This window comes from Arthrobacter sp. zg-Y769 (assembly GCF_020907405.1).
Lineage (GTDB): Bacteria > Actinomycetota > Actinomycetes > Actinomycetales > Micrococcaceae > Arthrobacter_B.
Genome location: NZ_JAJJOE010000019.1, coordinates 1 through 13,061 on the forward strand (window position 1 = coordinate 1; position 13,061 = coordinate 13,061).

Genomic DNA, 13,061 nt, shown 5'->3' on the forward strand with positions numbered 1-13,061 from the left:
CTAAATTCGAAACCGGCTAAAAAAACCGTCCCATACCCACGGGGTGGGCGGTAACGGCCTGTTCAACCAATCAAAATAAATTGGTATCAATAAACTTGGCACACTATTGAGTTCTCAAACAACAGACGCAATCCGAAAATACTCGGGAAAACAATGTTTTCCCTTTCTTCTTCGCTGCAATGTTTTATATCTTATTCCATTCCGGCGTTTTCCGCAATTCGCGGTTTTCCTTATCGGAACCCCGTGAAGAGCGTCTCAGCCGTTCCGGACCCAGCATCAAGCAAGGAGTCTTTTCCACCGACCCTGCAAAGGGCGCGCACTGGTTGGACTCTTGATTTTTGTTGGGGTTTGGCCGCCCTGCTCGGGCGCTTTTCCAGCGTCCCGGCCGCGGCGACTCATGCAACTTTACACATCGCTTCCGGTCCTTGCAAACCGGATCGACGTGATCCGCCGCACAAGCTTCCGCACCCCTCAAACTGCTTACCCACATGCCTCCCGAAGGAAGCATTAAAACTATACGGCGGAAACCTCAACGCTCGCAAGGGTCCGCTTTCCGCGGCGGAGCACCAGGAACCGGCCGTGCAGCAGGTCCTTGGAGTCCACGACGGCGTCGACGTCGGTGACCTTGACGTTGTTGACGTAGGCACCGCCCTCGGTCACGGTCCGCCGGGCTGCCGAGTTGCTCGGAGAAAGCTTCGACGCAACAAGCAGGTCGATGATGCCCAGGGAATCCGGGGTTACCACCGCTGCGGGGAGTTGTTCCGTTGCCGCTTTCAGGGTGGCTTCGTCCAGTTCGGTCAGGTCCCCCTGGCCGAACAGCGCCGCGGAAGCTGCAATGGCCTTGTCGGTTGCCTCGGTGCCGTGAATCAGTGACGTTACGTCGTAGGCCAGGGCGCGCTGCGCCTCGCGCTTGTGCGGAGCTTCCTCCACGGCGCGCGCCAGCTCTTCAATGCGTGCCCGGCTCATGAAAGTGAAGACCTTCAGCCGGTCCACCACATCGGTGTCGGAGGTGTTGAGCCAGAACTGGTACATGGCGTACGGACTGGTCATGTTGCCGTCGAGCCAGACCGCGTTGCCCTCGCTCTTGCCGAACTTGGTGCCGTCGCTGTTGGTGATCAGCGGGGTGCCCAGCGCATGGACCGTCTTCCCCTCGACCTTGCGGACCAGTTCGGTGCCGCTGGTGAGGTTGCCCCACTGGTCCGATCCGCCGGTTTCCAGCACGCAGTTGTACTGGCGGAAGAGCTCGAGGTAGTCCATGCCCTGCAGGACCTGGTAGCTGAACTCCGCGTAGCTGATGCCTTCATCGGAGTTCAGGCGCGAAGAGACGATTTCCTTCTTGATCATCGTGCCCACCCGGAAGTGCTTGCCGACGTCGCGCAGGAAGTCGATCGCGCTCATCGGCGCGGTCCAGTCCAGGTTGTTCACCATGCGTGCGGCGTTTCCGCCCTCGAAGCTGAGGAAGCGCTGCACCTGTCCCTGCAGGTACCCGACCCACTCGCCAACGGTTTCCTTGGTGTTCATGGTGCGCTCCGCCGTCGGGCGCGGGTCCCCGACCAGGCCGGTGGAGCCCCCGACGAGGGCAAGCGGCCGGTGGCCGGCGAGCTGCAGCCGGCGCATGGTGAGCAGCTGCACCAGGTTGCCCAGGTGCAGGCTCGGTGCCGTCGGGTCGAAGCCGCAGTAATACGTGATCGGGCCTCCGGCGAGGAGTTTTTCCAGCTCTGCCTCATCGGTGGAGACCTGCACCAGGCCCCGCCACTTCAGTTCCTGCCAGATGTTGGCGAAGGAGGAATCATTCTGCTGGGCGCCGAGGCCCTCGGAGTTCACGATATTGTCTGACACGCTTTCTAAATTATCAGTCTTCGGGAATGCCTGCGGGGATCCCGTTGGCGGCGATCAGGCGCAGCCGCTGGGTGGGCCGGGTCATGGCGACATACAGGTCCCCTACCTTGCCGGCTGCTGCGGTCAGCAGTTCGGACGGTTCCAGGATCACGACGCCGTCGAACTCCAGGCCCTTGGCCTCCCGCGGGGAGGTCACCACGATGTCCTGCTCCAGCCCGCCGGCGCCGGATCCCACACGGGCTCCGTACACTTCCGTCAGTGCGCGGCGGACCGCTGCAAGGCGGTGGTCCTCGGCAATGACCGCCAGCAGGCCGCCGTCGAGCGCGTCCAGGTCCTCGGGCAGGGTGTCCAGCAGCCGCTGGATCAGGCCGTCTTCGGGAACCTCGTCGATGAACGGTGCCCAGCGGCCTTCGCGCACGGCCTTCGGCGCGGAGACCACGAGCCCGGCCGCGTTGGCCATCCGTACTGCCGCCTCGGCAATCTGCGCCGGGGTGCGGTAGTTCACGGTGAGCTCTTCGAGGGTCCAGCGCTCCCCCACGAACGGATCCAGTGCTGCCTGCCAGGACGTTGCCCCGGCCGCCGAACTGGTCTGGGCAATGTCGCCAACGACGGTGAAGGACTTCAGCGGGCAGCGGCGCATCAGCAGCCGCCACTGCATGGCGGATAGTTCCTGCGCTTCATCAACGACAATGTGCCCGAAGGCCCAGGTGCGGTCGACGGCGGCGCGGTCGGCTGCCGTCAGGCGCTGCTCCCCCACCGCGTTGTGGTCCGCGAGGTCCTCCGCGGACAGGATGCCGTGGGCGCCCGAGTCCTCCAGGAAACCTTCGGTGTTGGCAATGGCGCTTTCGGCGTTGGCGAGGTCGCGCTTGCGCTGTTCCTCTCGGAGCGCGTTCTCCCGGCCGGCGGAGGCGTCCAGCTCGCCGAGCAGTTCCGCGGCTTCGTCCAGCAGCGGCACGTCGGCTTCGGTCCACGGCGCATCCGGGCTGCGGCGCAGGAGGTCCAGCTCCTTGTCGGAGAGCTCCGGCGCGGCCGATTCAAGGTGCCCGGGCTTGCTGAACAGCTCGGTAATGAGCTTTTCCGGGGTCAGCGGCATCCAGCACAGGTTCAGGGCAACGCGGACGTCGCGGGCACTGCGCACATCCTCGGCGAGGTACGCCCGGTCGGTGCTGTTGCCGGCGCCGGCCGATTCCTCAAGCTGTTCGGTCATCTGCTCGGTCAGTTCGCGCAGCAGGATCTTCACGAAGGTCACGCGGGCCTCGTTGTGCGGCTTGCCGGTGGCACGGGCCTTGTCGCGGGCACGCTGCACCTGCTTGGGCGTGAGCGTCAGGATAGTGCCCTCGACGTTCAGCTTCCGCGGCTCCCGCGGCAGCCGCTGCCGGTTGGCAACCGCCCGGGCGACGACGTCGGCCATGTACAGCCGTCCCTTTACCTCGGCGATGGCCGGGTCCTCTTCATGCGCGGCGGTGATGCCGGGCATCAGCTGCCCCAGGCTGGACATCACGACGCCGGTCTCACCCAGCGAGGGCAGCACGCGTTCGATGTACCGGATGAAGGCATTGGACGGCCCCACCAGCAGCACGCCGGCGGACTTCAGCCGTTCGCGGTGGGTGTAGAGCAGATACGCGGCGCGGTGCAGCGCCACGGCGGTCTTGCCCGTACCGGGGCCGCCCTGGACCACCAGCGTGCCCGAAAGCGGAGCCCGGATGATGCGGTCCTGTTCGGCCTGGATGGTGCCGACAATGTCGGACATCTGTCCGGTCCGCTTGGAGTTCAGCGCCGCGAGAAGCGCACCTTCACCCTGCAGTGCTTCCTCGTCCTCGAGCATGGAGTAATCCAGCACGTCATCCTCGATGGCCTGCACGTCGCGGCCCTTGAGGATCAGGTGCCGGCGGCGTCGTACGCCCTGGCGCTCGAAAGCGGTGGCCTGGTAGAACGTGCCCGCTTCAGGGGCGCGCCAGTCCACCATCAGCCGCTGAAGCTCCGCCGTCGAGAGGCCGATGCGGCCGATGTAGCGTTCCTCTCCGTCGTCGAGGTCCAGCCGGCCGAACACGAGCCGGTCGTCGACGGCGTTCAGCTGCGCGAGGCGGTCCTCGTACATGGTGGCAAAGGCGTCCCGCTCGGAGCGGTTCTGGTGGGAACCGGAGGCATGGCTGCGCCGGATCGCGGCCAGCTGTTCCCGCTTTTCCTCACGCAGCTCATCGAGACGTGAGTACAGACCGGCGACGTACTGACGCTCGTGTTCCAGCTCGTTGGAAGCTGAAGGTGTTTCAGGCATGTTCGAGTTCCCTCTCGCAAAGGCAGAGCGTCAATCTTACAGTGCATTTGGACTTTTGCAGGTCACTAATGTATGCGGTTTTGCTCTCAGCTGCTGCCTGTGAGTAACGCGTGTCGTACGGGTGTCCCCCCCTCGCTGAGGGGGCAGCGCCTAGTACCGGATCAGTGCGGTAACCGGGGTGTCGCCGAGGCGGTTCCGGCCGTCGAGGTCACCCAGTTCCAGCACGACGCCGAATCCGGCCACTTCGGCGCCTGCCTTACGGATAAGACGGGCAGCGGCACCGAGGGTTCCGCCGGTGGCCAGGACGTCGTCGAGAATCAGGACGCGCGAACCGACGGGCATGTCGTCGCGGTGGAGTTCCAGGGTGGAGTCGCCGTATTCCATGGAGTAGCTCTCGGAGAACACCTCGCGCGGCAGCTTGCCGGGCTTGCGTACGGTGATGACTCCCTTGCCGGAGGCGTAGGCAGCGGCTGCGGCGAGGAGGAAGCCGCGGGCTTCCACGCCTGCCACGAAGTCGAACTGCCCCGCGAAGGGGGCAATGAGGGCATCCACTACGCGGCGGAGGGCCGGGCCGTCCGCGAAGACCGGGGTCAGGTCCCGGAAGACGATACCGGGCTTGGGGTAATCGGGGATTACAGCGCCCAGGCGTTCGATGGTTTGTTCAATGGACTCGTTGTTGGCCGGTTCTGCCGGGGCATCTTTCACCCGTCCACCTTACCCGCTCCGGCCGGTCTGGCCGGAGCTGTTCTGCGTGCTGTGGGGCTTGTCTCGCTGCCTGGCCGGCGGCGGAATAAAGGGCAACGGGGAGCGGTTGGCATTTGGCAGGCCCGTTGGACAGGGCCGGAAATCAACCGCACCAACAGTCAAGGATTGCAACACATAATGGCTAACCTGCACGAAGTGCTCAAGGACAAAATCGGATTCGGCACGGCTCCGCTGGGAAACATGTTCCGCAACATTCCCCAGGAGGAGGCGCTGGCAACGGTTGAAGCCGCCTGGAACGAAGGCATCCGCTACTTCGACACTGCTCCCTTCTACGGCGCCGGCCTGGCGGAAAGCCGCCTGGGCGAGGTCCTGTCGCAGCACAACCGCGATGAGTACGTGCTGAGCACCAAAGTAGGACGGCTGATCCTGGATGAGGAAGAGGAAAAAAGCCCCGGCCTCTTCACTCACGGGCGTTCGAACAAGATCGCTACGGACTACACCGCGGATGCCACTCTGCGCTCCATCGAGGAGAGCCTGAACCGGCTGAAGACTGACCGGCTGGACTTTGTGTTCATCCATGACACCTCCCGGGACTTCCTCGGCGATGAGTGGGTCTCCAAGTTCGATGAGGCACGGACCGGCGCGTTCCGGGTCCTCGCCCGCCTGCAGGACGAGGGCGTCATCAACGGCTGGGGCCTCGGCGTCAACACCACCGAGCCCATCGAGCTGGCCATGGACATGGATACGGCTGCCCCGACCATGAGCCTCTCCGCCACCCAGTACACCCTGCTGCAGCACGAGCGTGCCCTGCAGCGCATGATGCCCAAGGCGCTGGAATTGGGCGTGGGCATCATCGTCGGCGGACCGTTCAACTCCGGCGCCCTGCTGGGCGGAGACAAGTTCGATTACGCAGAGATTCCTCCGCAGGTTCAGGCGCGGATCACTGAGATGACCTCGGTCGCCTCCCGGCACGATGTGAGCCTGAAGGCCGCTGCCCTGCAGTTCTCCGCCGCCCACCCGGCTGTGGCTGCGGTCATCCCCGGCTCCAGCCGGCCCGGACGCGTCGCAGAGGATGTCGCGGCCATGAAGGCCGAGATCCCGGGTGCCTTCTGGGACGAGCTGCTCGAGAAGAAGCTCATTTCCGCGCAGGCTCCGCTGCCGCGCTCCTAGTAGCCGCGTTTCCAGTAGTACCGTCGCAGAACGGCGTTCCGGGTGGCAGTTACCCGGAGCGCCGTTCTGCGTTTCACGGACGCAGGGCCGTCGCTCCCGCGGCGGCCGGCTGCTTGCGCGGCTGCGCGGGACGGTACTTGGACACTGTCGGGTCCCCGGTGAGCCAGTACCGCCACGGATAGTCGTCCGAGCCGCCGGGGCCGCTCACCCCGACCCGGGGTCCGGTTGAAATCCGGTCCGCGCCCACGGGTTCGGCGGGCAGCGCCAGATGCAGGGGCCGCGCAAACACGTCCGCTCCGTCCAGCGGCCGGGCGATCCCCAACGCCTGTGCCAGCCGAGCCGGACCGCGCGCCAGGTCGAGCGGATTACGCGGATTTCCGCGCCGCACGGCCGCAATCTCCGCACCCTCGACCACCTCGCCCGCGCGCAGCAGCAGTCCGGTGGCATCGCCTTCCGTCCCGCAGACCACGTTGGCGCAGTAGTGCATGCCATAGGTGAAGTACACGTAAAGGTGTCCCGCCGGCCCGAACATGGCCGCGTTGCGTGCCGTCCGGCCGCGGAACGCGTGGGAGCCGGGATCGGCGTCGCCCATGTAGGCCTCCACCTCGGTGATCCGCACACTGACCCGTTCGCCGTCGACGTCGTGGGTCAGCACGGCACCCAGCAGATGGGGTGCCGCTTCGGTGGCGGGGACGGCAAGGCGCCTACGCAGGAGATCCATGGTTCGACCGTAGCAAGAGCGCCCGGGCACCCAAAACCGGCCGGTCGCGGCGTCAGCCGGAGCCCGCCACCAGCACATCAACTCATGCATCCCGGGTGGTGCAGGGTGGGCGGGCATCTCAATCCCGGTGAAACAGCAGCTACCGCTCCCGAATAGTGGAAGTCACTTTCGGATGTTGACCTAAAGGATGGCGTAGATCACACTTAGGGTCATCTGGGGGTCCAACGTAGCGTTCACATGGAGGTTCACGTGTCACAAGACCGGTCAGGGACGGCAACCAAAGCCCTCGCCCTGCTGGCCCTGCTTGGCGAGCATGCTCATGGCACCACTGCCGGTGATGTTGCCAAGGCAGCGGGCTACCCCCTCAGTACCGCATACCGGCTACTGAACACCCTGGTGGATGCAGGCTTCGCCGAATACGAAGAAGAGCGCAGGCGGTATCGCCTCGGGCCGAGAGTCTTCCAGCTGGGACAGAAGGTCGCCCATGCCCGCGGCTTCGACGGCACCGCGGGTCCGATCCTCAGGCGGCTGACGGAACAGACGCAGGAAAGCTCGATCTTCCACATTCTTGATGACGGGTGCTCGCTGACGGTCCACAAGGTCGACGGACCGCAGTTCCGCACCACCACGGATCCCGGAGACCGGGTACCGCTCCACACCAGCGCGTCAGGCAAGGTCCTCCTGGCCTATAGCGAGGCCCGGGCCAGGGACTACCTGCTGGCCACCATGGACTTCCACCCCCGCACGGGGCACTCAGTCGGTTCACGCGCGGAACTCGAGCTGCAGCTGGAAGTTGTCCGGAGGCAGGGCTGGGCCGCTCAATCCGAGGAGAACGATCCGGGGATGGCAGCGATCTCGGTCCCGGTCCCCTCGGCAAAGGGCGCACTTACGCTGGCGGCACCCATATTCCGGGCCGGCGTCGAAGACCTGCACCGCCACCTGCCCATCCTGCTGGAAGCAGCTGATCGGCTGTCCCTCCAGCTCCCGCAGCGGGGCTGAGGCGTGCATACCAACCTGCACCCGCGCACCGGCGTGGGCGATTCGGAACCGGCGACACACGGCGAAGCACTTTTTCCCATCCTTGCGCGGGCTCCATGTGTGAATTACATTACAGCAACTGTGCGTTTCTTGAACAAATGTTCGCATAGCGCGCACGTCATTGCCGGGAGGCGTCCGGTGTCGAAGAAGACACGGGCCGGATCCGCCGGCTCATGGATAGTAAAGGAGCTTGAAATGAAACGCATCACCAGATCACTCGCTTTCGGGGCGGTGGGAGTACTTGCGATGACCGGATGTGCCTCCGGCAGCAACAGCGCCTCCGAAGCCGAATTCCCCACGGATGACATCCGGCTTACTGTGCCCTGGGCCGCCGGGGGCTCTGGCGACCTGACGGCCCGGACCATCGCTCCCCTGCTCGAACGGGAACTCGGCGTCGAGGTCATCGTCGAGAACAAGCCCGGCGCCAACGGTTCGGTGGCCTACAACTGGTTGAAGGACCAGGAGCCCGACGGCTACAACCTCTCGATGATGGGCGTGGAGGTGGCCACGCTCCAGTTCCAGGACTACGACATCGATCCAGCCAACTACGCGCCCATCGGGCAGGGTCTGGCCGGTCCGGGCGCCATCGCCGTGCCGACGGACAGCCCGTTTGAAACGCTGGAGGACCTGATCGAGGCAGCGAAGGCCAGCCCCGGTGACGTCACCTACTCGAGTCCCGGCGTCGGTTCCGTCTGGGACTCCCCCGCGCAGGGGCTGCAGGAACTCGCCGGGATCGAGCTCACCTCGGTCCCGTTCGACGGATCGGCTCCGGCGGTTGCCGCGGCGGCAGCGGGCGACGTCGATTTCTCCATCGATGCCATTGGCACCCAAAAGGCCCAGGTAGACGCGGGCAAGCTGCGGTACCTGGCCATGCTTACCGATGAACGGGATCCGAAGAACCCGGACGTCCCGACGGCCAAGGAATCCGGTATCGAACTGACGAATGCCTCATGGGTAGGCATCATGGCTCCCGCGGGCACGCCGGACGAGGTCGTCCAGCAACTCTCGGACGCCATGGCGAAAGCAGTGGAGGACCCCGAATACCGGAAGGTCATCGAGAATTCGAACCTCGTGCCCACTTTTAAGGACTCCGACGAAATGAAGGAATTCCTTGAATCCGAAGCCAACCGCTACGGCCCCTGGATCGCGCTGGCCCAGGGCAAATAGCCCACAGGATCCGGGCCTGCTTGCCTCACGCCGGCAGGCTCGGATCCCCTAAGGAACCCCTTATGACTGATCATGAATCCCCTGTCCGGGGCGAAGATGCGCCAACTGCGGGTCTGGACCCTGGAACCGACCCGTCCCAGGAGATTGTTCCCCTCTTGGTGACCGACCGTGCCCATCGGCTGCGAGAGCTTGTTCCGGCCGGTGTGACTCTGGCCTTCGGCGTGACGATCCTTGTCTTGGCCCAGGACATCAACTCCGGCGTCCGGGTGGAACTTGGCCCCCCGTTCTGGCCCACCATGCTCGCCTGGTGCCTTGTGGTACTGGGCATCCTGATGGCCGCCGTCAACGTGCTCCGCGGGGTGTCCAGCACGAATCTGCCCGATCCCCTGACTGGATGGGGCATGGGCCGGATGGCGGGCACCGTCGTCATCCTGGTGGCGTACCTGCTGTTGTGGAATGTCCTCCAGTTCTGGCTGATCACCTTCGCCGCCACGGTCGCGCTGACATTCCTCTACGGCGGGCGCGGATGGAAGCCGCTGCTGTTGTTCCCGGCGATAGTCGCCGTCGTCCTCCATTTCCTGTTTGTCGTCGCATTGCGGGTGAACCTATGATCCAGATTGCTGCCTCCCCCGTCACAGACGGAATCATGACTGTGCTGCAGCCCGATACGCTCCTCTACATTGGCCTGGGCATAGCGGTCGGCATGCTGGTCGGCGCGTTTCCAGGGGTAACCGCCACCATGGCAGTTGCGCTGGCAAGCGGTTTCACGCTGACACTCGACCCCATCCAGGGCCTTGCAGTGCTGCTGACCATCTATGTTGCCGCGCAGTTCGGCGACCGGGTGCCGGCCATCCTCATCAATACGCCCGGCACTCCGGCTTCCATATCAACAACCTTCGACGGGTACCCGCTTGCCCTTAAGGGACAGGCAGGGCTGGCCCTGACCACCTCCGCCTTCGGATCCGCGTTCGGCATGTTCGTCGGCATTATCATCCTTGCGGTCGCAGCCGTCCCGCTCTCCGAACTTGCCCGCCAGTTCGGACCGCCGGAAATGTTTGCGCTCGTCGTCTTCGGTCTGACCATGATGGTCGGCGTCTCCTCGGGGCGCATTATCAAGGGGCTGGCCGCCGGTGCCTTCGGACTCCTCCTCTCCACCGTGGGGCGCGATCCAATCACGGGCGATGCCCGCTTCACCTTGAACATCCTGGAACTGAACGGCGGCATCCCCTTCATTCCGGTCATTATCGGATTCTTCGGAATCGCCGAAGTCCTCAATCAGATCCTGACCCGGAACCGCCTGGAGCACCACATCAAACCCGTGGCGCAGCTTGGCCAGTGGATGCCTGGACGGCAACTGATGCGTCGGCTCCTCAAACCCATGGGGATCGGCGCAGCCACCGGGTCCGTAGTGGGGTTGGTGCCCGCCGTCGGCGGAGACATCGCCGGAGTGATTGCCTGGGAAAACGCCCGGAAAGTGTCAAAGCATCCGGAGGAGTTCGGCAAGGGATCGATGGAAGGACTCACCGCCGGAGACACCTCCAGTACCGCCACCCTCGGTGGAAGCGTGACCACCACCATGGCCTTGGGCGTCCCAGGAGATTCTGTAATGGCCGTGATGATCGGCTCCATGATGATCTGGGGCATCCAGCCGGGTCCGGCGCTCTTTAGCACCCACCCGGACCTCGTCTCGTCGCTGGTCACCATCATGGTGATCGCCACGGTACTGACCCTGGGCCTGAGCCTGCTCCGGATGCGGGGAATGGTGCGCCTGCTGGAACTGCCCAGCCACTACCTGTGGGTGATCATCCTGATCTTCTGCATGGTGGGGACGTACTCCATCAACAACAGCGTCTTCGACGTGTTTATGATGATGGTGTTCGGCGCCGTGGGCCTGTTTATGCTCCGGTTCGGCTTCCCGGCCGGTCCGGCAGTGCTGGGGCTCATTCTGGGCCCCCTGGCCGAGTCAAACCTGCGTCGGGCGCTGATTACCGACGGTTGGGCGTCCATCTTCACCAGCCCGATCGCAATGGTTCTGCTGGCCATCGCCGTTGCTGCACTGGTAGTGCCGCCGGTGCGGCAGCACGCCAAACGCCGCAGGATTGCCGGCACCGCCGCCGAGGAGGCCCGGGTGTCTTAGACCGGGTGTCTTGGGTTTGTGTTGTTCAGCAGAAGCTGTCCGGGAGGCGCCGGGCAGCTTCTGCTTCTTCGTCCCGGGCTTCATCCCGCCGCCGAGCGGTTCAGGCGTTCCCGGCAGAGGAAGCGTAGAACTCCTTCAGGGCCGCCAGCCTGCGGGAGCTGGGATGCCAGGGATTACCGGCGAGGTGGTCTCCGGCTGCATCCAAGGCAACATGCCAGGCGGCCAGGAGGGCGGGCGCCTCGTTCGGTCCGCCGTGCCCGCCGTGTTCAGCGTTCACCGGCTGCCGGACGACGGCACGGGCATGGCCGGCGTCGTCGTCAGTGATTTCGACGGCGGCTTCGGCACCGAGGCCAACCTCCGACGCCGCTCGGTCCAGTGCCCTGCCGACATCGCCGGCGGCTGCGTCGTACCAGCGTTCGAAGACGACCCCTGCGGCATCCATTTGTCCCATGGTGGGCGAGACGTTGAATTCCCTGGCGTAGGCATCGCGGAGGGCCTGCCACTGGTCCATGGACGCGCGGGCAGGCTCCCGGCCTGACGCGACGTCGTCGAAGGCGTCCAGGATTCCCTGCCAGCCGGCCGCCCCTTCGGTCAGGAAGTCGGCACTTTCCTCATGCGTGCGGAACTGCAGCAAGGAACCGTCGGGGGTCTCCAGCACCTGCCAGTCAAGGACGGATTCATCCCCCAGCGGGTCCTCCCATGTGAACTGCAGGCTGAGCCCGGGACTCATCTGCAGCACCGTTCCGGTGACCTCAGCGTTTCCCATGTCCAACCGGTATTCCTTGCCCAGCTGCCAGCCGGGGGTAAGCATGCCGAGCCACTGGGCCACCTTGTCCCCGTTGGTCAGCACGTCCCAGATGTGGCCGGCGGGAAAATCGAACCGGCGTTCAAAGACCAGTGTGTAGCCGTCGGGGCGGCGCTCGATTCTTCCGGTGGGAATCGGCGCTTCGGAGGGGTTGGACTCGGTCATGGCGCGTCCTCCTTGGATGGGTTTTAAGGGTAGCTTCAGCGGGTACACCGCCGGGAGGGGCGGGTAGGTAGTTTGGCGGAAAAGACGGGTATGCGGGCGGGTCCGTTTCGGGGTGTTCCGGCGGGTTTCCGGGCCGGGAATGTCGGTGCGGGCTGAAAGCCTTGGGGTATGGAAAAGCATGGATATGAAACCGGCGGCGGTGTGTTTTATGCCCGTCCCGGCGCACCGGAACGGGCGGCCCGGTTCCCGGACGGATTCACCGGCACCCTGGCCCTGCAGCACCCGGACCGGCTGAACGAGGAAGCCACGGCGGCTGTCCTGCAGCGCCTGCACGCCCTGGACGCCTGGCGGTCCGCCCAGCAGGCCCGCACCCTGCACCGCCTGCACGAACACGTCCGGGACGCCTGCACCACCCCGGGGACACCGGGCGGGGGCGCTCCGGACGCGGACGCTCCGGACGCGGAACAACCTACGGACCCGACGCAGGTGTTCAGCCTGACCGCCACCGAGGCCCAGACCCTGCTCTGCCTGTCCTACCCGGCAGCGGCCCGGCTGCTGGCCGACGCCCTGGACCTGTGCACCGGCTTCACCGCCACCCTCGCGGCCCTGGAGGCCGGGACCCTGTCCTGCCGGCAGGCGGGAACCATCCTGGACCAATGCCGGTTCCTGGACCGGGCCGAGCAGACCCGCTTCGAAGCGGACCTGCTCGCCCGCGCCCCCGGATCCACCGACACCCTGTTCACCCGGACCGCGGTACGCCTGCGGGAGAACCTGCACCCCGAAACCCTGATCCCCCGCCACCGCAAAGCCCTGGAATCCCGGAAGGTCTGGCTCGAGGCCCGGACGGACGGGATGGCCGAACTCGGCGCGTACCTCGCCGCGGAACAGGGCCAGCTGATCTACGGTGCACTGACCACCGCGGCCCGTAGCGGGCAGGCCGCCGGAGACCCGCGCAGCGTGGGCCAGCTCCGGGCCGACATCCTCGCGTCCCTGCTCACCGGCGGGATCGTTGACGGCAGCCCGGCACCCGTGCCCGACA

Annotated in this window: 11 protein-coding genes; 6 read left to right on the forward strand and 5 right to left on the reverse strand. The window is 65.4% G+C overall.

The genetic code is table 11. The features are described 5' to 3' along the window. Nucleotides 1-513: 513 nt before the first annotated feature. The 3 genes from tyrS to LOC60_RS15970 form a co-directional block, all read right to left on the reverse strand. Complete coding sequence (gene tyrS, locus LOC60_RS15960) at nucleotides 514-1,839, reverse strand: tyrosine--tRNA ligase (RefSeq protein WP_331460846.1); 1,326 nt, start codon at nucleotides 1,837-1,839, stop codon at nucleotides 514-516. Between the two features lie 13 nt (nucleotides 1,840-1,852). After that, nucleotides 1,853-4,114, reverse strand: coding sequence for a HelD family protein (locus tag LOC60_RS15965; protein ID WP_230026688.1), 2,262 nt, complete (start codon nucleotides 4,112-4,114; stop codon nucleotides 1,853-1,855). A gap of 150 nt (nucleotides 4,115-4,264) precedes the next feature. Continuing rightward, entirely contained in the window at nucleotides 4,265-4,819 is a 555-nt protein-coding gene (locus LOC60_RS15970) for an adenine phosphoribosyltransferase (protein ID WP_230026690.1), read from the reverse strand. Nucleotides 4,820-4,996: 177 nt separating this feature from the next. Here LOC60_RS15970 and LOC60_RS15975 point away from each other — a divergent pair, with 177 nt between their 5' ends. Beyond that, nucleotides 4,997-5,989, forward strand: coding sequence for an aldo/keto reductase (locus tag LOC60_RS15975; protein ID WP_230026692.1), 993 nt, complete (start codon nucleotides 4,997-4,999; stop codon nucleotides 5,987-5,989). 73 nt (nucleotides 5,990-6,062) lie between these two features. On the opposite strand, the gene LOC60_RS15980 is transcribed toward LOC60_RS15975, so the two are convergent. Then, the gene (locus tag LOC60_RS15980; protein ID WP_230026694.1) at nucleotides 6,063-6,710 is read right to left on the reverse strand and encodes a DNA-3-methyladenine glycosylase; all 648 of its coding nucleotides are present in this window, start codon (nucleotides 6,708-6,710) and stop codon (nucleotides 6,063-6,065) included. A 249-nt stretch (nucleotides 6,711-6,959) separates the two neighbouring features. On the opposite strand from LOC60_RS15980, the gene LOC60_RS15985 reads away from it, so the two are divergent. From LOC60_RS15985 to LOC60_RS16000, 4 genes are all read left to right on the forward strand, one after another. Continuing rightward, nucleotides 6,960-7,709, forward strand: a complete 750-nt coding sequence (locus LOC60_RS15985) for an IclR family transcriptional regulator (RefSeq protein ID WP_230026696.1) — start codon at nucleotides 6,960-6,962, stop codon at nucleotides 7,707-7,709. A 234-nt stretch (nucleotides 7,710-7,943) separates the two neighbouring features. Then, nucleotides 7,944-8,915, forward strand: coding sequence for a Bug family tripartite tricarboxylate transporter substrate binding protein (locus LOC60_RS15990; protein ID WP_230026698.1), 972 nt, complete (start codon nucleotides 7,944-7,946; stop codon nucleotides 8,913-8,915). 62 nt (nucleotides 8,916-8,977) lie between these two features. After that, nucleotides 8,978-9,526 (forward strand): tripartite tricarboxylate transporter TctB family protein, encoded by a 549-nt coding sequence (locus LOC60_RS15995; protein ID WP_230026700.1) that lies wholly within the window; start codon nucleotides 8,978-8,980, stop codon nucleotides 9,524-9,526. Between the two features lie 35 nt (nucleotides 9,527-9,561). Beyond that, on the forward strand, nucleotides 9,562-11,052 hold the full coding sequence (locus LOC60_RS16000; protein WP_230026702.1) for a tripartite tricarboxylate transporter permease: 1,491 nt from the start codon (nucleotides 9,562-9,564) through the stop codon (nucleotides 11,050-11,052). A 100-nt stretch (nucleotides 11,053-11,152) separates the two neighbouring features. Here LOC60_RS16000 and LOC60_RS16005 read toward each other — a convergent pair whose 3' ends face one another. Further along, entirely contained in the window at nucleotides 11,153-12,022 is an 870-nt protein-coding gene (locus LOC60_RS16005; RefSeq protein ID WP_230026704.1) for an SRPBCC domain-containing protein, read from the reverse strand. 168 nt (nucleotides 12,023-12,190) lie between these two features. Here LOC60_RS16005 and LOC60_RS16010 point away from each other — a divergent pair. Next, nucleotides 12,191-13,061 (forward strand): DUF222 domain-containing protein (locus tag LOC60_RS16010; protein ID WP_230026706.1); only part of this gene is annotated, 871 nt, incomplete at its 3' end.